Origin of the sequence: Streptomyces liliifuscus (genome assembly GCF_016598615.1) — a bacterium.
GTDB classification, from domain to species: Bacteria; Actinomycetota; Actinomycetes; order Streptomycetales; family Streptomycetaceae; genus Streptomyces; species Streptomyces liliifuscus.
Genome location: NZ_CP066831.1, coordinates 2,359,394 through 2,382,530, shown reverse-complemented (window position 1 = coordinate 2,382,530; position 23,137 = coordinate 2,359,394). Strand labels below are relative to the sequence as shown.

18 protein-coding genes are annotated in these 23,137 nt (G+C 70.7%); 6 read left to right on the top strand and 12 right to left on the bottom strand.

Annotation, left to right across the window (positions count from 1 at the left end):
* Positions 1-97 precede the first annotated feature (97 nt).
* The 3 genes from JEQ17_RS10140 to JEQ17_RS10130 form a co-directional block, all read right to left on the bottom strand.
* Positions 98-1,354: an ABC transporter substrate-binding protein gene (locus JEQ17_RS10140; protein WP_200394930.1), complete on the bottom strand. Its 1,257-nt coding sequence runs from the start codon at positions 1,352-1,354 to the stop codon at positions 98-100.
* Between the two features lie 201 nt (positions 1,355-1,555).
* Complete coding sequence (locus JEQ17_RS10135; RefSeq protein ID WP_200394929.1) at positions 1,556-3,382, bottom strand: AMP-dependent synthetase/ligase; 1,827 nt, start codon at positions 3,380-3,382, stop codon at positions 1,556-1,558.
* 347 nt (positions 3,383-3,729) lie between these two features.
* On the bottom strand, positions 3,730-5,223 hold the full coding sequence (locus tag JEQ17_RS10130; protein WP_200394928.1) for an MFS transporter: 1,494 nt from the start codon (positions 5,221-5,223) through the stop codon (positions 3,730-3,732).
* A gap of 141 nt (positions 5,224-5,364) precedes the next feature.
* On the opposite strand from JEQ17_RS10130, the gene JEQ17_RS10125 reads away from it, so the two are divergent.
* Positions 5,365-6,339, top strand: coding sequence for an Lrp/AsnC family transcriptional regulator (locus JEQ17_RS10125; RefSeq protein ID WP_200394927.1), 975 nt, complete (start codon positions 5,365-5,367; stop codon positions 6,337-6,339).
* 85 nt (positions 6,340-6,424) lie between these two features.
* On the opposite strand, the gene JEQ17_RS10120 is transcribed toward JEQ17_RS10125, so the two are convergent.
* Positions 6,425-7,291: a LysR substrate-binding domain-containing protein gene (locus JEQ17_RS10120; RefSeq protein ID WP_200394926.1), complete on the bottom strand. Its 867-nt coding sequence runs from the start codon at positions 7,289-7,291 to the stop codon at positions 6,425-6,427.
* Between the two features lie 138 nt (positions 7,292-7,429).
* On the opposite strand from JEQ17_RS10120, the gene JEQ17_RS10115 reads away from it, so the two are divergent.
* Positions 7,430-8,473: a bile acid:sodium symporter family protein gene (locus JEQ17_RS10115; protein WP_234048139.1), complete on the top strand. Its 1,044-nt coding sequence runs from the start codon at positions 7,430-7,432 to the stop codon at positions 8,471-8,473.
* Here the strand turns inward: JEQ17_RS10115 and JEQ17_RS10110 are convergent.
* The 3 genes from JEQ17_RS10110 to JEQ17_RS10100 all read right to left on the bottom strand — a co-directional run bounded on the left by JEQ17_RS10110 (position 8,412) and on the right by JEQ17_RS10100 (position 12,743).
* The gene (locus tag JEQ17_RS10110; protein WP_200394924.1) at positions 8,412-9,647 is read right to left on the bottom strand and encodes a DUF4185 domain-containing protein; all 1,236 of its coding nucleotides are present in this window, start codon (positions 9,645-9,647) and stop codon (positions 8,412-8,414) included. The genes JEQ17_RS10115 and JEQ17_RS10110 overlap by 62 nt on opposite strands.
* A gap of 10 nt (positions 9,648-9,657) precedes the next feature.
* Positions 9,658-11,622, bottom strand: a complete 1,965-nt coding sequence (locus JEQ17_RS10105; protein WP_200394923.1) for a sialidase family protein — start codon at positions 11,620-11,622, stop codon at positions 9,658-9,660.
* A gap of 311 nt (positions 11,623-11,933) precedes the next feature.
* Positions 11,934-12,743: a hypothetical protein gene (locus JEQ17_RS10100; protein WP_234048864.1), complete on the bottom strand. Its 810-nt coding sequence runs from the start codon at positions 12,741-12,743 to the stop codon at positions 11,934-11,936.
* A 123-nt stretch (positions 12,744-12,866) separates the two neighbouring features.
* Here JEQ17_RS10100 and JEQ17_RS10095 point away from each other — a divergent pair, with 123 nt between their 5' ends.
* Positions 12,867-13,394: an isochorismatase family protein gene (locus tag JEQ17_RS10095; protein ID WP_200401412.1), complete on the top strand. Its 528-nt coding sequence runs from the start codon at positions 12,867-12,869 to the stop codon at positions 13,392-13,394.
* A 254-nt stretch (positions 13,395-13,648) separates the two neighbouring features.
* Here the strand turns inward: JEQ17_RS10095 and fdhD are convergent, their stop codons facing one another.
* Genes fdhD through JEQ17_RS10070 form a run of 5 tightly spaced genes read right to left on the bottom strand, consistent with a single transcriptional unit; the run spans position 13,649 to position 20,156 of the window.
* Positions 13,649-14,512: a formate dehydrogenase accessory sulfurtransferase FdhD gene (gene fdhD, locus JEQ17_RS10090; protein WP_200394922.1), complete on the bottom strand. Its 864-nt coding sequence runs from the start codon at positions 14,510-14,512 to the stop codon at positions 13,649-13,651.
* A gap of 7 nt (positions 14,513-14,519) precedes the next feature.
* A complete protein-coding gene (locus JEQ17_RS10085; protein WP_200394921.1) occupies positions 14,520-15,380 on the bottom strand; it encodes a 2Fe-2S iron-sulfur cluster-binding protein in 861 nt (286 codons plus the stop codon).
* Positions 15,377-17,209, bottom strand: a complete 1,833-nt coding sequence (locus tag JEQ17_RS10080; protein ID WP_200394920.1) for an NAD(P)H-dependent oxidoreductase subunit E — start codon at positions 17,207-17,209, stop codon at positions 15,377-15,379. The genes JEQ17_RS10085 and JEQ17_RS10080 overlap by 4 nt, the downstream gene beginning before the upstream one ends.
* A gap of 6 nt (positions 17,210-17,215) precedes the next feature.
* Complete coding sequence (locus tag JEQ17_RS10075) at positions 17,216-19,141, bottom strand: molybdopterin oxidoreductase family protein (RefSeq protein ID WP_200394919.1); 1,926 nt, start codon at positions 19,139-19,141, stop codon at positions 17,216-17,218.
* A 43-nt stretch (positions 19,142-19,184) separates the two neighbouring features.
* Positions 19,185-20,156 carry a 2-dehydropantoate 2-reductase gene (locus tag JEQ17_RS10070; RefSeq protein WP_200394918.1) on the bottom strand — a complete coding sequence of 324 codons (972 nt, stop codon included), beginning with the start codon at positions 20,154-20,156 and terminating at the stop codon, positions 19,185-19,187.
* A 362-nt stretch (positions 20,157-20,518) separates the two neighbouring features.
* Between JEQ17_RS10070 and JEQ17_RS10065 the strand changes: the two genes are divergently transcribed.
* The 3 genes from JEQ17_RS10065 (at position 20,519) to JEQ17_RS10060 (ending at position 23,043) form a co-directional block, all read left to right on the top strand.
* Positions 20,519-21,850 carry an OFA family MFS transporter gene (locus JEQ17_RS10065; protein ID WP_200394917.1) on the top strand — a complete coding sequence of 444 codons (1,332 nt, stop codon included), beginning with the start codon at positions 20,519-20,521 and terminating at the stop codon, positions 21,848-21,850.
* Complete coding sequence (locus JEQ17_RS51045) at positions 21,822-21,968, top strand: MFS transporter small subunit (protein ID WP_419667826.1); 147 nt, start codon at positions 21,822-21,824, stop codon at positions 21,966-21,968. The genes JEQ17_RS10065 and JEQ17_RS51045 overlap by 29 nt, the downstream gene beginning before the upstream one ends.
* Before the next feature lie 136 nt (positions 21,969-22,104).
* Positions 22,105-23,043 carry a beta-ketoacyl-ACP synthase III gene (locus tag JEQ17_RS10060; protein WP_200394916.1) on the top strand — a complete coding sequence of 313 codons (939 nt, stop codon included), beginning with the start codon at positions 22,105-22,107 and terminating at the stop codon, positions 23,041-23,043.
* Positions 23,044-23,137: the final 94 nt, after the last annotated feature.

Genomic DNA, 23,137 nt, shown 5'->3' with positions numbered 1-23,137 from the left:
ATCCCCAAATCCCCAAATCCCCGAGTCGTCAAGTCGCCTTCGGCCGCGCCCACTTGAAGTCGTGCCTACGTGAAGCCGCGCCTACGTGGAGTCGTGCCTACTTGAAGGGGATCGGCGGATAGCACCTGAAGGGCGACGAGACGACGTACTTCCCGTCCTTGAGCTGGACGAGCGCCCCGCAGCCGAACGACTCCTTCTGCCCCTTGGGCTCCGCCCGGTCGCCGACCATCGTGCCGGTGTCCGTGAACCCGTCCGCCGCCTTCTGGAAGGACGCCACCGTCAGGTCCTTGCCGGCCTTCTCGGCGATCGCGAGGAAGAGATCGGCCGACATATAGCCGGTCATCATGTGCATGTTCAGAGGCACGTCCTTGCCGGCCGCCTTCCTGATGTCCTCCTTGAACTGCGTCATCGCCGGGCTGTCCTGCTCGAACGGCTGGAACGACAGCAGGACGTGCACCCCGTCGAGCGCCTTCTTCGTCGCGCTCTTCGCGAGCAGCCCGGGGTCGTAGTCGGTCGGATCGGTGAGCAGCCCGGTGTACCCCGTGCGCTTGATCGCCGTGAACAGGCCGATGTTGTACGGGGTCTGCATCACCGAGACGATCGCGTCCGGTGCCTTGCCGCCGTTGCTCCGCAGGATCTCCTTCGTGTACGCCGACCAGTCGTTCGGCACGGAGGTCGCGGGCACCGACGGCTTCGCGAACGTCACCTTGAATCCGGCCGACGCGAAGCTCTGCTTGTACGTGCGGATCGCGAACGTCCCGGCGTCACTGTCGTTGGCGAGGATCGCCACACTCCTGCCCGCCGAACCGCCCAGCACCTTTTTGAGGCCCTCGGGCCAGGTCTGCGAGATGGTGCCACCGGGCATCGGCACCATGCAGCCGCCGAAACCGTAGATGTACGTGGGCCCGCAGAAGGACGGCAGCGTGCCCCAGCCGAAGGTCGGCACCTTCTGCTTCTGCAGGAAGTCCGCGCCGGAGAACGTCGTCGAACTCATGGGCGCGATCGCGAACACCTTGTCCTGCTGGACGAGTTTGCGGGCCGCCGTGAGGTTCTTGGCCGGATCCTGGCCGTCGTCCTCGGCGCCCAGGTAGTCGATCTTCCGTCCGTTCACCCCGCCTTCGGTGTTGGCGCGGTGGAAGCGGGCCCTGGCCCCGAGGTCGGTGTCCTTCTTCGAGTACCCGCTGGCGGTGGTCATCGAGACGATGCCGCCCACCTTGACGGAGGTGTCGGAGACTCCGCGTACGGAATCCTCGGCCTCCGAACTCCCTGTGGTGGAAGCGGAGTTGCAGGCGCTCGCCAGTAGAAGTGCGGTTACGGCCACCGCGGCGGCGATGGTACGGGTCGGTCGCGACACGGTCGGTCCCCCTCCGTCGGGTGACCGAAATAATCCGTGCGATCTGACGACCCGTCAATATCTGACGCATCGATACCTGACGAACCATCAGAAGTGGTCGGGCTGAGGCGTGCCCCTTCAGGGGCGCGGGGAACTGCGCGATCAGCCACACGCAACCCGCAGCTCACAGATGAACCGCGGTCGCCCGGCGCGTATCGGCCGTCAGGCCCGATAAAGGGCCTCGACCTCCGCGCTGTAGGCGTTTTCGATCGCCTTGCGCTTCAGTTTCAGGGAGGGGGTCAGCAGGCCGTGTTCCTCGGTGAACTGGTGGGCCAGTATCCGGAACGTGCGGATCGACTCGGCCTGGGAGACGAGGGTGTTCGCGGCGACCACGGCGCGCCGCACCTCGGTCTCCAGGTCGGGGTCCCGGACCAGCTCCGACGGAGTCAGCTGGGGCTTGTCCCGCATCTGCAGCCAGTGATCGACGGCCTCCCCGTCGAGGGTGACGAGCGCCGCGATGTACGGCCGGTCGTTGCCGACGACGATGCACTGCGCGACCAGCGGATGGTCGCGCACCCGCTCCTCCAGGATCCCCGGCGAGACGCTCTTGCCGCCGGAGGTCACCAGGATCTCCTTCTTGCGCCCGGTGATGGTGAGATAGCCGTCCTCGTCGAGCGCGCCTAGGTCACCGGTGGCGAGCCAGCCGTCGTGCAGGGTCGCGTCGGTGGCCTTCGGGTCGTTGAGATAGCCCTGGAAGACGTTGGAGCCGCTCAGCCAGATCTCGCCGTCGTCCGCGATGTGCACGGTCGTGCCCGGGATGGGCTGCCCGACGGTGCCGTACCGGGTGCGCTCGGGCGGGTTGGCGGTCGCGGCCGCCGTGGACTCGGTGAGCCCGTACCCCTCGTAGATCTGCACGCCGGCGCCCGCGAAGAACAGCCCGAGCCGCCGGTCCATCGCCGAGCCGCCGGACATCGCGTGCTTGACGCGACCGCCCATCGCGGCACGGATCTTGGAGTAGACGAGCTTGTCGAACAGCTGGTGCTGCACCCGGAGCGCCGCCGAGGGCCCGGGGCCGATGCCCCACGCCTTCGCCTCCGCCGCGTCCGCGTAGCGCACGGCGACCTCGACGGCCTTCTCGAACGGGCCCGCCCTGCCCTCCCGCTCCGCCTTCCTGCGCGCCGCGTTGAAGACCTTCTCGAAGATGTACGGCACCGCGAGGAAGAACGTCGGCTGGAAAGCGGCCAGATCCGGCAGCAGGGCCGCCGCGTTCAGCTGTGGCTGATGGCCGAATTTGACCCGCCCGCGGATCGCCGCGACCTGCACCATCCGCCCGAAGACGTGCGCGAGCGGCAGGAACAGCAGGGTGGCCGCCTGGTCACCGCGCTTGGAGTGGAACAGCGGCTCCCAGCGCTCGGTGACCGTGTCCGACTCGAACATGAAGTTCGCGTGGGAGAGGACACAGCCCTTGGGGCGGCCGGTCGTTCCGGACGTGTAGATGATCGTCGCCGTCGACTCGGGCGTGACGGCCCGCCGGTGCCGGTGCACCACCTCGTCGTCGATGTGGCCACCGGCCTCGTACAGCTCCTGCACCGCGCCCGTGTCCAGCTGCCACAGCTTGTGCAGTGTCGGCAGCCGGTCGATGACCGTGGCGATGGTCATCGCGTGGTCCTCGTGCTCCACCATCGCGGCCGACACCTGCGCGTCGTGCAGCATCCAGAAGACCTGCTCGGCGGACGAGGTGGGGTAGACGGGCACGACCTGTGCGCCGATCGACCACAGCGCGAAGTCGAAGAGCGTCCACTCGTAGCGCGTACGGGACATGATCGCGACCCGGTCGCCGAACCGGATGCCGTGCGCCAGCAAACCCTTGGCCAGCGCCAGGACCTCGTCCCGGAACTCGGCGGACGTCACATCGCGCCACTGGCCCTGGTCGTCCTTGCGGCCGAGCGCGATGTAGAGCGGATCCTCCTGGGCATGTTCGAACACGGCATCGGCCAGACCGCCCACCGGCGGTGCCGACGCCAGGGGAGGGTTGGTGAACTCGCGCAATCCCCGCTCCTTGTGGTGCTCCACAGCGCCGTGAAAGCTACCCCACCATGCCCCGCGGCGGGAGGGGCGCCGAATCGGTGTGAGGGCGGGTGTACGCACTGGTCAACCGTTGAAATACGGCCACAAGGGGGGAGGCCGGGACAGAATCCTTACTCTTCCGTAAGTTTCGGACCCGTAATCTCCACGGAATCTGTACGAGCCACTTACCGGTTCGCTGCGCCGGCTGGGCCGGGCGGGTGGTGGGGGTGCTTGTCGTGGTGAAGTGCGGGTTCGTACGGGCTGAGCGCGCAGTTCCCCGCGCCCCTTGGGGCGCCCCTGCGGGGCTGCCCCAAGGGCGTCGGGCCAGGTCAGAGGTGCGGTGCAGGGACCCTGTCCGCCGGGGCCGGGCTGTCCAGTGGTGGTCCCTGGCGTGGGCGAGGTGCGCGCACGAGCACCAGGATCAGCGCACCCGCCAGCGTTCCCGTCACGCCCGCCACCACGGCCGCCGTGTTCAGGCCCGAGGTGAAGGCCGCGTTCAGGGTGTGGGGGGAGAAAGCGCCTCGCAGGGCTTCCGCGCCGCCGCCCGCGAGGGTGTGTGCGGCCTCGCGCGGGAGGGTGTCCCGCATCCGGGACGTGACGACCGTGCCGAAGACGGCGACACCGAGCGCGTACCCGAGCTGCCGGGACGTGTTGACCGCGCCGCCCGCCATGCCGGCGCGTTCGGGCCGCACGGTGGCCAGCGCGGCGCCCGCGAGTGTCGGCGCCACCAGCCCCGTACCGAGGCCCACGAGGACCAGACCCGGCACGAGGACCGTCCAGGTCGCGCCCGCGTCGAGCACCGCCTGACAGAACATGCCGGCCCCGATCAGCAGCAGCCCGCCGCCGACGGTGATCCGCGCCGGGACGCCGTGCAGCAGCTTGCCGACTAGCACCGACGCCACGACCGAGGCCCCGGTCAGCGGCAGCAGCACGAGCCCGCCCCGCACCGGGCTCATCCCCTGCAGCGTCTGCAGCCAGATCGAGAGATACGGGATCACGCCGAACGCCGCCGCGTTGAAGGCCAGCGCCCCCAGCATCACACCCACGAACGCCGGCCTGCGCAGCAGTGCGAGTTCGAGCAGCGGATGGGCGGCCCGCCGCTCGACAAGGACGAAGCAGAACAGCGACAGCGCCGCCAGCCCGTACGACACGACGGTGGTCGTCGACGTCCAGCCGTCCGAACCCGCCCGCACCGTCGCGTACGTCGTCGCCGCCGCGAAGCACGCGAACGTCGCCGTACCCGCCCAGTCGACCCGCATCTCCCGCGGGCCGCGCGATTCGGGCACCACCCGCAGGGTCAGCCACACCGAGGCCACGCTCACCGGCAGGTTGACGAAGAAGATCCACCGCCAGCCGGGCCCCTCGGCGAGCAGCCCGCCGACCAGCGGCCCGACCGCGGCCGCGGAACCGCTCACCGCGCCCCACACACCGAGCGCCGCCGACCGCTGCCGTCCCTGGTACACCGAGCCGAGGAGCGGCAGCGTCGTCGCGAACATCGCGGCCGCGCCCACCCCCTGCACCGCACGCGCCGCCATCAGCATCCCGGGCCCGGACGCGAGCCCGCACCACAGCGAGGCCGCCGCGAACAGCACGACGCCCACCACATGCACCCGCCGCCGGCCCAGCACGTCGGCCGCCGCGCCCGCGGCGAGCAACAGCGCGGCCAGCGCGAGCGCGTACCCGTCGACGACCCACTGCAGATCGCTCAGCGAGGCGTCCAGCGCCCGCGCGATGTCGGGCAGCGCCACGATCACGATCGTCACGTCCAGCAGCAGCATGAACGTGCCCAGACAGACCGCCGTGAGCGGTCCCCATGTACGCATCCTCAACAACTCCTCGTCGTCCCACGGCACGCGCCGGGCGTACCGAGTCCTGCCTTCCTCGTACGATGAGATGCCGCCGGACGATCCAGGTGATCGGCGACGAAACGACGCCGGATATCGACACGGGAATGCGGTCCACCGATGGAATCCACCACTTTCGACGCGCTCGACGTGGAACTCCTCCACGCCCTGGAGGTCGACGGACGCGCCCCCTTCAGCCGGATCGCCGCCGTCCTCGGTGTCTCGGACCAGACCGTGGCCCGCCGCTACCGCAGGCTGCTCTCCGAGGGCGGTCTGCGGGTCGTCGCCGTGCGCAACAACAGGAAGCTCGGCCGGGAGGACTGGATCCTGCGGCTGCGCTGCGCGCCGGACGGGGCGGAGACCATCGCGAACGCCCTGGCGCGCCGCCCCGACACGGCCTGGATCGGCCTCACCTCGGGCGGTACGGAGGTCGTGTGCATGACCCGGCCGCGTACCGCGGGCGACCAGGACGACCTGCTGCTCGGCAAGCTTCCGCGCACACCGCACATCGTGGAGATCCGGGCCTTCCAGCTGCTGCACACGTTCTTCGGCGGCCCGGTGGGCTGGCTGGTCAAGCACGGGCCGCTCACCGGTGAGCAGGTCGCCGCGTTGCGTCCGGCGCCGGTTCCCGATGCCGGGCCCGCGCGGATCACCGCCGAGGACGAGCCGCTGGTCTCAGCCCTCGAACGGGACGGCCGTGCCACGTACCCGGAGTTGCAGCGGGCCGCCGGGCGCTCGGAGTCCGCCGTCAAACGGCGGCTCGGTCAACTGCTCGGCTCCGGTGCGCTGTTCGTCGACATCGAGTACGACACCGCGCTGGTCGGGTTCTCCGTCGGGGCCATCCTGTGGATCACGGCGGCGCCGGGGGCGATGGACGCGGTGGGGAGTGCGCTCGCCGAACACGAGGAGATCGCGCATGCGGCGGCTACGGCGGGGCCGTCGAATCTGGTCGCCACCGTTGTCGCGCGGGATACCGCCGCGCTCTATGCGTATGTGAGTGGGAAGCTTGGGCGGCTTGATGGGGTGCAGCATGTGGAGACGTCGCCGTTCTTGCGGCGGGTCAAGCAGCTGACGTATCAGCAGCGGACGCGTTAGCGCTTCGCGGGGGTGCGTTGTCGGCCGCGGGTTCGTTGTGGCTTGTCGCGCAGTTCCCCGCGCCCCTTACGGGCGCCCCCGGGACTCAGCGAGATCGGTGCAGTCTGTCGCCGCCCGCCAGGATCGACGACGCCAACGCGTCCGCCGCGCTCTTGGCCGCCGTGTGGCGTTTGGCGTGCACGAGGACGAAGTCGACCTCGCCCAGTTCGGGGAGGCCGACGCGGTCGGGGACGCGGACCAGGCCCGGTGGGACGAGGCCGCGGGAGTGGGCCATGACGCCGAGGCCCGCCCGGGCGGCCGCGATGAGGCCGTTGAGGCTGCCGCTGGTGCAGGCGATGCGCCAGGCGCGGCCCTGGCGTTCCAGCGCCTCCAGGGCCAGGGCGCGGGTGATGCCCGGCGGCGGGTACACGATCAGCGGCACCGGACGCTCGGGGTCCAGGCGGAGCCGCTCCGCGCCGATCCAGACCAGGCGGTCGTGCCAGACCAGTTCGCCGCGCGGGTCCTCGGGGCGGCGCTTGGCCAGCACCAGGTCGAGCTTTCCGTCGGCGAGTTGCTCGTGCAGGGTGCCCGAGAGCTCGACCGTCAGCTCCAGGTCGACCTCCGGGTGCTCGTGACGGAAGCCCTCCAGGATCTCGGTGAGGCGGGTGAGGACGAAGTCCTCCGAGGCGCCGAAACGCAGGCGGCCGCGCAGTCGCGTCCCCGTGAAGAAGGCCGCCGCCTGCTCGTGCGCCTCCAGGATCCGGCGCGCGAAGCCGAGCATGGCCTCGCCGTCCTCCGTCAGCTCCACTGAGTGGGTGTCCCGCGTGAAGAGCTGCCGCCCGGCGGTGTCCTCCAGACGCCGCACATGCTGGCTGACCGTGGACTGGCGCAGCCCGAGCCGCCGGGCCGCCTGCGTGAAGCTCAGCGTCTGGGCCACCGCCAGGAACGTACGCAGCTGTGAAGGGTCGTACACACCTCTCAGGCTATCGCGATTCGTGATGACAGTCAGAGTGGTATGACGGATTCCCGATCAAGGGTCCGAGGAGGACGATGGAGAGGGCACGACCCAGCACTGCACCACCGCACTGAACCGACTGAGCAACGGAGCACCGTGAAACGCCTGAAGTGGCCGTCCTGGCTGCCGATCGACCCGTACATCCTGCTGCTGCTCGGGACGGTGGGGCTCGCCGCCCTTCTGCCCGCCCGGGGGACCGGAGCCGATGTCGCGTCCGGCGCCTCCACCGCGGCGATCGCCTTCCTCTTCTTCCTCTACGGGGCCCGCCTGTCCACCCGTGAGGCGATGGACGGCGTACGGCACTGGCGGCTCCACATCACGGTCCTGGCCTGTACGTTCGTACTGTTCCCGCTGCTCGGGCTGGCGGCTCGTGGTCTGGAACCGGTGATCCTGAACCACTCGCTCTACACCGGTCTGCTCTTCCTGACCCTGGTCCCGTCGACGGTCCAGTCCTCGATCGCCTTCACCTCGATGGCGCGCGGCAACGTTCCGGCGGCGATCTGCGCGGGCTCCTTCTCCTCCCTCGTGGGCATCGTGCTCACCCCGCTGCTCGCCGCGGCACTCCTCGGCGGCAGCGGAGGTGGCTTCTCCGCGGACTCGCTTCTCAAGATCGTGCTCCAGCTGCTCGTGCCGTTCCTGGCGGGGCAGTTGCTGAGGCGATGGATAGGCGGCTTCATCAGCCGCCACAAGAAGGTCCTCGGGTACGTCGACCGCGGCTCGATTCTCCTGGTCGTCTACACCGCGTTCAGCGAGGGCATGGTGCAGGGCATCTGGCACCAGGTCAGCCCGCTGCGCCTGGGCGGCCTGCTCGCCGTCGAGGCCGTGCTGCTCGCCGTGATGCTGGCGATCACCTGGTACGGCTCGAAGGCACTGGGCTTCAACCGCGAGGACCGCATCGCCATCCAGTTCGCCGGGTCGAAGAAGTCCCTGGCGTCCGGACTGCCCATGGCGAGCGTGCTGTTCGGCGCCCATGCCTCGCTGGCCGTCCTGCCGCTCATGCTCTTCCACCAGATGCAGCTCATGGTCTGCGCGGTCATCGCCAAACGCCGCTCGCGCGACCCGGAGGCCGAGCAGCCCGTCACCCCGGCCCCAGCCGCAGAGTCACGAATCGCGGTCGGTACAGGGACACGTTCCGGCTGAGGTTCGCCTGCGCCGTGACCCCGCCGCTCGCGTCCAGCCAGTTGACGTCGTAGCTGAGCACGAGCCTGCCCCGGCTCACCGTCGGATGGAGCTGCGGGTTGTACGCGGCCACGCCCGCCCGCTGCTCCGGCAGCGGCGGGCTGAAGCCCTTGCCCGGCCCGTGCCAGGGCCCGGTGGGGGAGCACGCCCAGTACGAGGTGACGGTCGTCAGCCCCTCGGCGCCCGCCGCCATCGTGAACAGCACATACGTGCCCCCGTCGCGGGCGACCGTGAAGGCACTGCCCACCCCCTTGCGCCCGCCGTCGCCCAGCACGGGCTTCATGAGCGAGGGGATGGTCCACCGCTTGCCGTCCCAGTACCGCCACGCGCCGGGGTCCGCCAGGCGGCCCCGGGGGACTCGCGCGACGTAGGCCTTGGACGCCGGCTGGGCGGCCGCCCGCGCGTCGTCGCCGCCGAAGACGTACGTCCAGTCCCCGTCGTCGGTCAGCGCGGTCGTGCCGAACAGCACCCGCTTCGCCGGGTCCTGGACCCGCTGCTGGTCGAGGACGCGCACGATGCCTTCGAGCCGCAGGTCGGGCAGCGAGAGCGTGGCCACCTCGGTGGCCGTCGGCACCCCGTAGATCCAGGGGTACGTGCCGGTCGTACGGGTCCACAGCACGACCCGTACGACCTGCTCGGACGAGCCGGGGGAGCGGGGCTCGACCCGGGCGGCCACCGGCCAGCGCCACTGACCGGGCGCCGGGTCCGCGAACAGCGGCGCCGGGAGTGTCCGTTGGAGACGGCCGTCGTCCATGACCACGGCCGAGTTGCGCACCAGGGGCGCGGTGGTGTCCCGCCACGCGTAGGACTCGCCCGCCGGGTTGGGAGGGCGGTACACCTGGCCGAGATACGTGTCCGAGAACAGCCACAGCACCCGGCCGTCCGGCAGCCGCACCGAGTGCGTGCCGTCGCCGCCGGTCCAGTCGTCGGCCCGAGAGGCGTCGTCCCCGTACCGCGCGAACTCGCCCGTGAGGTCCCGGTCCGCGGCCCAGGACGTGACCGTACGGGCCTGGCAGGAGCCCTCCCGGTCGTCGTCCCCCGGGAGGGCGGTGAGCAGCACGGCGCCGAGGACCAGGGCCAGGAGCAGGCCCAGCCCGGTCCCCGTGCGCTGTCGTGCTCGTGCGTCGTCGGGCACGCCCGGGACGTTAGTGGCTGCCGCTCACCCGGTCCATGGGCAGCCACAGCACGGTGTCCCGGGTCACAGGCGCGTTCGTCGTGCGGACGTCGGTCAACTCGGCGTCGCTCAGCGCCCGGTCGTAGACCCGTACGTCGTCGATCGCGCCGGTGAAGTGCGCCCGGCTGTCCAGCTTCTGCCCGATGTGCACGCCGAACGGCGCGTTGCGGCTCACGGAACCCGGCACGTCCGCGGTGCCGACCGAGGTCCCGTCGACGAACAGCGTGAGCTGTCCACCGCCGCGGCGCAGCGCCAGATGGTGCCACTGGCCGTCGTTGTACGCGCCGGTCGTGCGCACGGACGCGGAACGCGGAGCGCTCGCGCCGTCCCGCACGGTGATCAGCCCCTGGAGGCGACCGCTCGCGGGTTCGCCGCGCAGCCACACCTGCGGCTGGGTGCCGCCGACCCCACCCATCCACAGCAGGGGCTGCTCACCGGTGGTGGCGGTGTAGCGGAACCAGAGGGACGCGGTGAAGTCCTTCGCCCCGAGCGGGAGTCGGTCGCGGTAGGGCAGGCGTACGGCGTCGTCGGTGCCGTCGAACTCGAGGGCGCCGCCGAACACGCCGTCCGTCTCCCCGGCCCCGCCGAGGACCGCCGCGCGGGGTGCGCGCGGGGCACGGTCGACGGTGGTCGGGTCCGGGCCGCGGCGGGGCTGCAGCCAGTCCTCGGTGAACCGCGCGAACCGGATCTCGTCGCGCGCGTCTATCGCCCCGCCCTCGTACATCAGGCCCACCGTGCTGCCGCCGATGCCCACCATGTCCGAGTAGCCGGACCAGTCCGTCGTGACCACCGTGCCGCGGTCCACGCTGTCCCAGGTGCGCCCGCCGTCGTAGGAGGAGCGGACCATCATCGTGCGGCGGCGGTCCGGGTCGCCGGGGCAGGCGAGCAGGATCCGGTTGCCAAGGCGCAGCGTGGAGCCCTGCACCTGGGGCGTGTAGAGGTCGGGGAGCGCACGGAAGGGCGAGGTGAAGCTGTTGCCGCCGTCACGGCTGAACGCCTGGGTGCGGTGCCCGAGATCGGTGCCGTCCTGCTCGCGGCCGCTGACCAGGATCGTCCCGTCGGCGCTCTCGGTCATCGTCATCTCGGACGGCTTCTGCCGGAACGTGCCGTCGTCCGCGATCGGCCACGAGTCCGTCGCCCCGATCCGCCAGTGGTCGCCGCCGTCGTCGCTGACGATGAGCGCGGCATGGTTGGCCGTGACCCGGCTGCCGTTCCACGTCTCGGTGTTGACGCCGAAGACCAGCCGGCCCGCGTGCCTGCCCCGGGTCAGCTGGATGCCGTGGACGGGACCGGTCGCGTACCAGGAGTTCCAGTGGGCGGGCAGGATCTCGTCGCTGAGGTCGCGCGGCTCGGACCAGGTGCGGCCGTCGTCGTCGCTGTGCTGCATGTGCGGGGTGCGGTCGCACGGCACATCGCAGTTGCGGCCGTCCGTACGGCCCGTGTTGTACGTCTCCGCCAGCACGACGCGGCCGGTCTCGCGGTCCACGATCGGGGCGGGGTTGCCGTGCGTGTCGCCCGCGCCCTCGTTGACGACCTGGAGCGGGCTCCAGGTACGGCCGCCGTCGGTGGAGCGCTTGAGCACGATGTCTATGTCGCCGGCGTCGCTGCAGTCGTTCACCCGGCCCTCGGCGAACGCGAGCAGCGTGCCCTTCGTGGTCTTCACGACGGCGGGGATGCGGTAGCAGGCGTAACCGGGATCCTGGGAGGCTTTGAAGAGCACCTGCTGCTCGAACCCGGTGGGAGCGGTGGCCGCGGATGACGCGGTGGTCGCGGTGGACTTCGCGGATCCGACGGATTGGGCGGGCCCGTCGGCCGGTTGGGCGTGCGCGGTGCTCGGCAGCCCGAGCAGCGCGGTCGCGGTGAGAACAGCTGTGAGGGTGGAGCCGAGTCGTGCGCGAGCAGTGGATCTGAGACGTGCGCGAATGCTTGACGGCATGGTGCGACCTGCCCTTCATGCGTCTGGACATCTGGATACGTCTGGACATCTGGACATCCCACGTCCAACGTGCGCGCCACAGACGCTACTTGGGCTCTCAGGCACCCCACAAGAAGCGTGCACGGGTCGTGCCGGGGGAAGTTGGCGCACGGCGGACGAGGGCTCGGTGCCGCTTGGTGGTGTGCGCCTCCCCTCGGCGGTCGGGCGGTTCGCGTTTCGGCGGTCGGGCGGGTTCCGTTCCGTACGCCTCGGAGCCCGCCCGGAGACTGTGGAACACCCGGTGCCGCGGGCGGGTGAGGACGCGGGCCGGGCTAGGTGAGTTCCCTCCGTCGGAGCAGTGGCGGCGGCACGGGGAGGAGCCCCGCGGGCTCGGGGGCGGGGGCGGCCCCGCCGCCTCGACGGCAGACGAGCGCGTCCGGGTCGCCGGCGGGCGCCTGGAGGCTGTAGCCGTCCGGGCACGAGGGTCCGGGGTCGCCCTTCTCGCCCTTGGGGCCGGGCTCCCCCTTCGGCCCCTGATAGCCCTGCGAGCCGTCGGAGCCGGGCGGCCCGGCGGGACCCCCCGCTCCGTCCGTGCCGTTCGCCCCGTTGAGCCCGTTGAGCCCGTCGGCGCCCGCGGGACCCGGCTCGCCGGGCTCTCCCGACGGCCCTGCGGGGCCCGGGGAGCCCGACGGTCCGGGCGGCCCGCTCTCGCCGCGCGGTCCGCGGTCACCGCCGGGGCCGGGTGCCCCGCCCGCTCCGGTCGCGCCCCGGTCACCCTTGGCACCGGGCTCGCCGGGGGGCGGCGGCCGGTACGCGCACCCGGTCGAGCAGGTCGTCGACGGCCTCGGACGGATCGGGTGCCGCCGGGGTGCCGCCACCGGCCTCGACCTGGGCGCGCAGATCGCGTACGTCCTGCGCCAGCGTCGACACGGCCTCGCCACGACGGCCGCGCCCAGCACGCCCGCGCAGGCAAGTATCGAGCCGAGCAGGGGGGTGCCGGCATCCAGGTAACTGCCTCCTACCTGGACGACGGGTCGTGCGTACGGGGCCCGTTCGAGGTTGTCCGGAGCAGCGAGGCAAGTGCCTCCGGGGTACGCGCCCGCCTTGCTCGTACCTCCGGACGGGTGCTGACGGAGCGTCATGTCCGGCTGTACCACCGGTTGGCGGCGAAGGGGGCCAACCCGAGCAGTTCACGGGCCTGTTGATCCGGATTTCCGGTACGGACGGCTGATGCGGGCTAACGTTCCGTCATGAACGCACCGGACATGGAACCCCGCCTGGCCCTCGACCCCGCACACACCGCCCTTGTGCTGGTCGATCTGATGGACCGCATCGTCGGACTGCCCCTGGAGCCCCACAAGGGGACCGAAGTCCTCGCCGTCGCCGAGGAGTTGGCGTCTGCTTTCCGGGAGGTGGGCGCGCTCGTCGTACTGGTGCGCGTGGAGCGGCCCGGTGTCCACGAACAGCCGCCCGGCAGCGGTCTGGTCGCGGGGCTCGCGGCGGAGGGCGACGTCGAGATCGTGAAGCGGACCATCGGCGGTTTCCAGGGCACGGGGCTGCACGAGCGGCTCCGCGAACACGGTGTCTCCACGCTGGTGTTCGGTGGAATCGCCACCAACCTCGGCGTCGAGTCCACCGCCCGTGCCGCCGGCGACCTCGGCTACGACCTCGTCTTCGTCGAGAACGCCATGGCGGCCCTCACCGGCCCGGAACACGAGGCCTCGGTGAAGCTGGACTTCCCACGCCTGGGCACGGTCGTCACGGCCGAGGATGTGCGCTTCGCAAGGGGCTGATCGGCAAGCAGGCCAGCTACTGGCTTGCGAGTGAGCCGAAGGGGCGCGCCTGTGTCGAGAGGTCTGGGGGTCCCCCCGGACGGAGTCTGGGGGAGCGCGGAGGCCCGACGAAGGAGGGTCGAGCACGGTCGCCCTCTCGACACAGGCTGTAGCGCCCCGGAGGCGAACCGAGCACTTGAAACAGCAGGGCCCCTCCGGCGCAGGGGGCGCTCCCCGCCGGGTGGGGCCCCGCCGCCGTGCAGCGGGGAGACCGGTCAGCCCTGGGCGGCCGCGGCCTGCAGAGCGATGCGGTGCTCGCCCGCGTACACGTTCATGGAGGTGCCCCGCAGGAAGCCGACCAGCGTGAGGTTCGACTCGGCGGCCAGGTCCACCGCCAGCGAGGACGGCGCAGAGACCGCCGCGAGGACCGGGATGCCCGCCATCACGGCCTTCTGCGCCAGCTCGAAGGACGCCCGGCCCGAGACCAGCAGGACGGTGCGGGAGAGCGGCAGCGAGCCGTTCTGCAGGGCGCGGCCGACCAGCTTGTCGACCGCGTTGTGCCGGCCCACGTCCTCCCGGATGTCGACGAGTTCGCCGTCCTCCGTGAACAGCGCGGCCGCGTGCAGACCCCCGGTCCGGTCGAACACGCGCTGCGCCGCGCGCAGCCGGTCGGGGAGGCTCGCGAGCAGTTCGGGTCCGAGCCGCACCGGGGGAGCTGTGTCGCCCGCCGTGTCGTCGATCGACCAGCGGGCGGTCGTACGGACCGCGTCCAGGCTCGCCTTGCCGCACAGGCCGCAGGACGAGGTCGTGTAGACGTTGCGTTCGAGGGTGATGTCGGGGATGACGACGCCGGGCGCGGTCCGCACGTCGACGATGTTGTACGTGTTCGAGCCGTCCACCGTCGCCCCGGCGCAGTAGACGATGTTCTGGAGTTCGTCGGCCGCGCCCAGCACCCCCTCGCTGACCAGGAAGCCCGCCGCGAGCGCGAAGTCGTCGCCCGGGGTGCGCATCGTGATTGCGAGGGGTTTGCCGTTGAGGCGGATCTCCAGTGGCTCCTCCGCGACGAGCGTGTCGGGGCGGGCGGAGACCACCCCGTCCCGGATGCGGATCACCTTGCGTCGTTCCGTGACTCGTCCCATGTCCTGATCAGTCCCGGTTCTGTACGTGCTGGTAGCCGAAGCGGCCCTTGATGCAGAGGTTGCCGTGGGTCACCGGGTTGTCGTGCGGCGAGGTGACCTTCACGATCTCATTGTCCTGCACGTGCAGCGTGAGATTGCAGCCCACTCCGCAGTAGGCGCACACCGTGGTCGTCTCGGTCTGCGCCGGCTCGTCCCACGTACCCGCCGCGCGCATGTCGAACTCCGACTTGAACGACAGCGCGCCCGTCGGGCACACCTCGATGCAGTTGCCGCAGTACACGCACGCCGAGTCGGTGAGCGGCGCGTCGTGCTCGACGGCGATCCGGGCGTCGAAGCCGCGCCCGACGACCGAGATCGCGAAAGTGTTCTGCCACTGGTCGCCGCAGGCGTCCACGCACTTGTAGCAGAGGATGCACTTGTCGTAGTCGCGCACGTACAGGTCGTTGTCGATCTTCGGCTCCTCATTGAGACGGGCCGCGTCCGGGCCGAACCGGTCGGGCTTCGCCTCGTACTCCTTGAGCCATCCGGCGACCTCCGGTGTGGTCGACAGGTCGACCGAGGACGCGAGGAGTTCGAGGACGATCTTGCGGCTGTGGCGGGCGCGCTCGGTGTCCGTCTGCACCTGCATGCCCGCCTCGGCCTTTCGGGAGCAGGCCGGGACGAGGGTGCGCGCGCCCTCGACCTCGACGACGCAGACGCGGCAGGCGTTCTTGGGGGTCAGGGTGTCGCCCTGGCAGAGGGTCGGGACGTCCTTGCCCACCGACCTGCAGGCGTCGAGGATCGTCGATCCCTCAGGGGCCCGCACGGGCTCACCGTCGATCGTGAACTCCAGCAGACGGCGGGGGATCCCCAGCGGTATCAAGGTCATTCGTACGCCCCCAGGCGGTCGATGGCGGATTCCACGGCGTTCCACGCGGTCTGCCCGAGACCGCAGATCGAGGCGTCCTTCATGGCACGGCCCACCTCGCGCAGCAGGGCGATGTCGGGTGCCGCGTCCGCGCCCGTCCGCCCGACGATGCGGTGCAGCGCCTCCTCCTGGCGCACGGTCCCGACCCGGCACGGCACGCACTGCCCGCAGGACTCGTCGCGGAAGAACTCGGCGATCCGCAGCAGCAGACGAGGCAGCGGCACGGTGTCGTCGAAGGCCAACACGACCCCGGAGCCGAGCGTCGTGCCCGCCTCCCGCGTGCCCTCGAAGGTGAGCGGGATGTCCAGCTCGTCGGGCCGTACGAAACCACCGGCCGCGCCGCCGAGCAGCACCGCGCGCAAACGTTTACGTACGCCCGCGAGGTCCAGCAGCTCGCCGAGCGTCGCGCCGAACGGCAACTCGTAGATGCCGGGCCGGTCCACGCTGCCCGACACACAGAACAGCTTGGGTCCGGTGGACTTGCCGGTGCCGATCGCGGCGTACGCCTGCGCCCCCATCGTGAGGATGGGCAGCACGTTGACCAGCGTCTCGACGTTGTTCTCGGCGGTGGGTTTGCCGAACAAACCCTTCTCCACGGGGAAGGGCGGTTTCGACCGCGGCTCTCCTCTGTACCCCTCTATCGAGTTGAAGAGGGCGGTCTCCTCGCCGCAGATGTACGCGCCCGCGCCGCGCCGGATCTCGATGTCGAAGGCGTACCCCTGGCCGAGGACGTCGTCGCCGAGCAGCCCACGCGCGCGTGCCTGTCCGATGGCGTGCTCCATGCGTTCCAGGGCCCGCGGGTACTCGCCGCGCAGATACAGGTAGCCCTTGTGCGCCCCGACCGCGTAGCCCGCGATCGTCATCGCCTCCACGAGCGAGTACGGGTCGCCCTCCATGACCACACGGTCCTTGAAGGTGCCCGGCTCGGACTCGTCGGCGTTGCAGACTAGGTAGTGCGGATGGTCGGGCTGGGACGCCGTGGCCTGCCATTTGCGGCCGGTGGGGAAGGCGGCGCCGCCGCGCCCGACCAGGCCCGCGTCGGTGACCTCGCGGATGACCCCGGCGGGGCCGATCGCGAAGGCCTGCCGCAGGGCCGTGTAGCCGCCGTGTGCCCGGTAGTCGTCCAGCGAGGCCGGGTCGACCACGCCGACGCGGCTCAGCAGCACGAGCTCCTCACGGCCCGCCTCGGCCGCCTGCGGCACCGCCAGGGCCGCCGACGGCTCCTCGGGCGCCGAGTCGGGCGAGCTCGCCGCGAGCACGGCCCGCTCGACGGTCGCGGGCGCCGACACGGCCGTACGCACCGGATCCCCGGCCTTGATCGCCAGCGCGGCCGGAGCCCGCTCGCACAGGCCCAGGCAGGGGCTGCGCTCCACGGCGACCCCGCTGCCGAGGCCGAGCCGGGCCTCGACGCCCGCGCACAGCTCCGAGGCCCCGGCCGCCGCGCACGCGAGGTCCGTGCAGACGTGCAGGACCGTCGCGGGCCGCGGCTTCATCGAGAACATCGCGTAGAAGGTGGCGACCCCGTACGCCTCCGCCGGTGGCACGGTCAGCCGCCGGCAGAGGTAGTCGAGGGCGCCCTCGCTGATCCAGCCGATCCGGTCGTTGACGGCGTGCAGCCCCGGCAACAGCAGGTCACGGCGTTCCCGGGCCTCACGCCCGCCGCGTGCCCACCTCAGGTCGGCGTCGGAACGGTCGGCGCCCTCCCACGAAGACTCCGGAGGACCGAGCAGTGCGTCGATGGCCGCCCGCTCCTCGTCCGTCGGCTTGCTGTCACCGAAGTGCAGGTCCACCACACATCACCTCACTTGAATAGCAACCGGCAGCTTGTCGATCCGGATCGCCGACGCCTTGAACTCCGCCGTCCCCGCGATCGGGCAGTTGGCCTCGATCGTCAGCTGGTTGGTGTCCACCTCGTCGGGAAAGTGCATGGTCATGAACGCGAGCCCGGGCCGCAGCGCGGTGTCGACCCACACCGGCGCCACAACCGCCCCGCGCCGCGATGAGACCTGGACCTCCTCGCCGACCACCACGCCGTAGCGCTCCGCGTCCTCCGGGCACAGCTCGACGTACTCACCGCGCCGCAGCGGCGAGGCGAAACCGCCGCTCTGCACCCCGGTGTTGTACGAGTCGAGCCGCCGCCCGGTGGTCAGCCGGATCGGGTACTCCTCGTCCGTGAGGTCGACCGGCGGGTCGTGCTGGACCAGACCGAAGGGCGCGAGCCGGCCCCGCGCGGCCGGGTCGGACTCCCACAACCGGCCGTGCAGATAGGTCGGTTCGATCCGGTCGGTCTGGGGACACGGCCACTGGATGCCCTGATGCTCCTCCAGGCGTTCGTACGTCATCCCGAAGTGGTCCGGGGACACCGACCGCAGCTCGTTCCACACGGCCTCGGAGTCCGCGTACTTCCACTCGTGGCCCATTCGGGAGGCGAGGTCGCAGAGGATGTCGATGTCCTCGCGGGCCTCACCGGGCGGGATCACCGCCCGGCGCACCCGCTGAACGCGCCGCTCACTGTTGGTGGTCGTGCCCTCGGTCTCGGCCCAGCCGGCCGTCGCGGGCAGGACGACGTCCGCGAGCTCGGCCGTCTTCGTCAGGAAGATGTCCTGGACGACGAGGAAGTCGAGGGCCCGCATACGCCGTACCGCCTGCTCGCTGTCGGCCTCCGACTGCGCCGGGTTCTCGCCGATGCAGTAGACGGCCTTGAGCGTGCCCTCCTCCATGGCCTCGAACATCTCGGTGAGGTTCATCCCGTAGTGGGGCTGGATGACGGTGTCCCAGGCGGACTCGAACTTCAGCCGGGTGTCGGGGTCGAGGATGTCCTGGAAGCCGGGCAGCCGGTTCGGGATGGCGCCCATGTCGCCGCCGCCCTGCACGTTGTTCTGCCCGCGCAGCGGCTGCAGCCCGGAGCCGAACCGCCCCACATGGCCGGTCAGGAGCGACAGGTTGATGAGCGCGCGGACGTTGTCCGTGCCGTTGTGGTGCTCGGTGATGCCGAGCGTCCAGCACAGCTGGGCGCGCTCGGCGCGGGCGTAGGCGTGCGCCAACTCGCGTATCGCGGCGGCCGGTACGCCCGTCACCTTCTCGGCGAGGGACAGCGTCCAGGGCTCGACGAGCTGTTTGTACTCCTCGAAGCCGGTGGTCGCCCGCTCGATGAACGCCTCGTTCGCCAGACCCGCGTGGATGATCTCGCGGCCGATCGCGTGCGCCATCGGGATGTCCGTTCCGACGTTCAGCCCGAGCCAGCTCTCCGCCCACTCGGCCGTGGACGTGCGGCGCGGGTCGACCGCGTACATCCGGGCGCCGTTCCTGATCCCCTTCAGGACGTGATGGAAGAAGATCGGGTGCGCGAAACGGGCGTTGGAACCCCACATCACGATGAGGTCCGAGTGCTCGACCTCGCCGTACGAGGAGGTGCCGCCGCCGGATCCGAAGGCCGCCGACAGGCCCGCCACGCTGGGCGCGTGGCAGGTCCGGTTGCAGGAGTCGACGTTGTTGGTGCCCATGACCACGCGGGCGAACTTCTGCGCCACGTAGTTCATCTCGTTGGTCGCGCGGGCGCAGGAGAACATGCCGAACGCGTCGCGTGCCGCGCCGAGGCCCCGGGCGGCGCGGTCCAGGGCCTCGTCCCAACTCGCCCTGCGGAAGGGCTCGTCGCGCGAGTCGCGGACCAGCGGATACTCAAGTCGGGTGTACGTCTTGGGAGTTCGGTCGCGCTTCCTCATGCGGTGGTCCTCACGGTCCTCATGCGGGTGCTCATGGCTGTCCTCATGCGGCGGTCCTCAGGGCGAGCAGGTCCGAGATGGCGTGGACGGTGCGGAGCGTGGGCACCGGGACGTCGGTGATCTCCGCGAGTTCGACGACCGCGGCGAGCAGGACGTCGAGTTCGAGCGGTTTGCCGCGCTCCAGGTCCTGGAGCGTCGAGGTGCGGTGGTCGCCGACGCGCTCCGCGCCGGCCAGCCGCCGTTCGATGGAGACGCCCACCTCGCAGCCGAGCGCCTCGGCCACCGCGAGCGTCTCGGTCATCATGATCTCGATGACCCGGCGCGTACCGCCGTGCAGGCACATCTGCCGCATGGTCGCGCGGGCCAGGGCGCTGATGGGGTTGAAGGAGATGTTGCCGAGCAGCTTGAGCCAGATGTCGTTGCGCAGGTCGGGCTCGACGGGGCACTTGAGTCCGCCCGCGATCATGGCCTCACTGAACGCCGTACAGCGCACCGAGACCGAGCGGTCGGGCTCCCCGACGGAGAACCGGGTGCCTTCCAGATGGCGGACGACTCCCGGTCCTTCCAGCTCGGTCGCCGCGTAGACGACACAGCCGATGGCCCGTTCGGGCGCGATCACCGCACTGACCGCGCCGCCCGGGTCCACGCTCTCGACACGGTGGCCGTCGTGCGGGCCGCCGTGCCGGTGGAAGTACCACCAGGGGATGCCGTTCTGAGCGGCGATCACCGCTGTCGTGTCATTCAGGAGAGGCTCGATGAGCGGCCCGCACGCCGCGTACGAGTTGGCCTTCAGGCCGAGGAAGACGAAGTCGACCGGGCCGACCTCGGCCGGGTCGTCGGTGGCGTGCGTCCGCGCGGTGAAGTCGCCGCGCGGGCTGAGCACTCGCACTCCGTGCTGCCTCATGGCCGCAAGATGCGGTCCACGGGCGATGAGGTGCACATCGGCACCCGCGCGATGCAGCGCGGCACCGACGTAGGCGCCGATAGCACCGGCGCCGAGAACTGCCACTTTCACTTGGGGGCTCCGTTCGGTCGAGGGTACCGAGGAGACGCTGAACAGCGTTGAACCATGTCGACTGAATATTGTCTACAGTATGGGAGTTGGGGCAGCAAGGGTTCGCGCAGCACCTGCGACACGCTTCGGGGATCCGCCGGGTATCGCCGGACACGGCTCAGGAGTTCGCTGAGCGTCGCGCCCCGAACACCCTTGGTGGAGCAGTCGAGTTCGGCGGGACGCGGTCGGCTCCGGCGCCCGAATGCCGTTCGTCGGACCGAACCGACCGTTCGTCGCGCCCTGGATACCGTTCACCGCATATGGCATACGCGTTCGTGTGGCCGTCTTCCCAACCGGCCGACCGGTTCCTATCGTCCGGGATCATGAGTCCCCCTGTAGCCCCACCGGGCTGGAGCCGCTGGCTGGTCCCGCCCGCGGCCCTGTCGGTCCACCTCTCCATCGGACAGGCCTACGCCTGGTCCGTGTTCAAGCCGTCCCTGGAGTCCGCGCTCGACCTCAGCGGCACCCAGAGCGCCCTGCCCTTCCAGCTCGGCATCGTGATGCTCGGCCTGTCCGCCGCGTTCGGTGGCACACTCGTCGAGCGCAACGGCCCGCGCTGGGCGATGACGGTCGCCCTGATCTGCTTCTCGTCGGGCTTCCTGATCTCCGCGCTCGGCGCCGCCACCGAGCAGTACTGGCTGATCGTCTTCGGCTACGGCTTCGTGGGCGGCATCGGCCTGGGTATCGGCTACATCTCGCCCGTCTCCACGCTCATCAAGTGGTTCCCGGACAGGCCCGGCATGGCCACCGGCATCGCCATCATGGGCTTCGGCGGCGGCGCGCTCATCGCCTCGCCGTGGTCCGCGCAGATGCTGGAGTCCTTCGGCTCCGACAGCTCCGGCATCGCCCAGGCCTTCCTCGTGCACGGACTGACGTACGCCGTCTTCATGTCCCTCGGCGTGTTCCTGGTCCGAGTGCCGCGCCCCACGAAGACCGCGGCCGACGGCGCTCCGGCGCCACTCGAAGGCGTACAGGTCTCCGCGAACAGCGCCATACGCACCCCGCAGTTCTGGTGCCTGTGGGTGGTGCTCTGCATGAACGTGACCGCGGGCATCGGCATCCTGGAGAAGGCCGCCCCGATGATCACGGACTTCTTCTCGGACACCTCCACACCCGTCTCGGTGTCGGCGGCGGCCGGGTTCGTCGCGCTGCTCTCGGCGGCGAACATGGCGGGCCGTATCGGCTGGTCGTCCACGTCCGACCTGATAGGACGCAAGAACATCTACCGCGTCTACCTGGGCGTCGGCGCGCTGATGTACGCCCTCATCGCCTGGGTCGGGGACTCCTCGAAGCCGCTGTTCATCTGCTGCGCCCTGGTGATCCTCTCCTTCTACGGAGGCGGCTTCGCGACCATCCCCGCCTATCTGAAGGACCTCTTCGGGACCTACCAGGTCGGCGCGATCCACGGGCGGCTGCTCACCGCCTGGTCGACCGCCGGAGTCCTCGGACCGCTGATCGTCAACTGGATCGCGGACCGGCAGGAGGAGGCCGGCAAATCCGGAGCGTCCCTCTACGGAGTGTCACTGATCATCATGATCGGGCTGCTCGTGGTCGGCTTCGTCGCCAACGAGCTCGTCCGCCCGGTCGACGCCCGCCATCACATCCCCGCCCAGAGGGAGGCCCCCGATGTCCACGAGCGACAGCAGTCCGCCTGAGGGCAGCGCGCCCGACCGTCGTCCGTTGATCGCGTTCGCCTGGCTCTGGGTGGGGGCGCCGCTGGCCTATGGTCTGTACGAGCTGGTGCAGAAGGCCACCCAATTGTTCACAGGGTAGGTGTTCGGGTGTCCGAGGGCCTGACAGAAGCCGACAAGGGTGGCACACCAATCCTGTGGCATCACGTGCCCTCGTACCCGTGAGTACCTGATCAGACTGGTGAGTCCCGTTACCCAGGCAACCAAGGGGACCGCCCATGAACGGCTCACGCATCGCCGCTGTCGGCCACTACCAGCCCGCCAGGATCCTCACCAACGAGGACCTGGCGGACCTGGTCGACACCAGCGACGAGTGGATCACGAGCCGGGTGGGCATCCGTACGCGGCACATCGCCGGTCCCGACGAACCGGTCGACGAGCTGGCCGCGCACGCGGCGGCCAAGGCGCTCGCGGCCGCCGGCCTCGCCCCCGACGACATCGACTTCGTCCTGGTGGCCACCTCCACCGCCGTCGACAAGTCGCCGAACATGGCCGCCCGGGTCGCCGCCCGCCTCGGCATCCCGTCGCCCGCCGCCATGGACGTCAACGTCGTCTGCGCGGGCTTCACGCACGCGCTGGCCACCGCCGACCACGCCGTACGCGCGGGTGCCGCGACCCGGGTGCTGGTCATCGGCGCCGACAAGATGTCCGACGTGGCCGACTGGACGGACCGTACGACCTGTGTGCTCGTCGGGGACGGGGCGGGGGCCGCGGTCGTCGAGGCCGCCGAGGGCGCCGGCATCGGGCCCGTGCTGTGGGGCTCGGTGCCCGAGATGGGGCACGCTGTCCGCATCGAGGGCACCCCCTCGCGGTTCGCGCAGGAGGGCCAGAGCGTCTACCGCTGGGCGACCACCAAGCTCCCGTCCCTCGCGCGCGCGGCCTGCGAGCGCGCCGGCCTGACCCCCGAGGACCTCGCCGCGGTCGTGCTGCACCAGGCCAACCTGCGCATCATCGAGCCCCTCGCCGCGAAGATCGGCGCCGTGAACGCGGTCGTCGCGCGTGATGTCACCGAGTCGGGCAACACCTCCGCCGCCAGCATCCCGATCGCCCTGTCCAAGCTTGTCGAACGCGGCGAGATCTCCACCGGCGACCCGGTCCTGCTCTTCGGCTTCGGCGGCAACCTCTCCTACGCGGGACAGGTCATCCGCTGCCCGTGACGTGCGGGTATTCCATGGTGTGACGAGGTCAACTCCCCCTTGGCCTGGCCATTGTGCGCCGTAGACTGTAGACGAAAGACAATTGATACTGGCT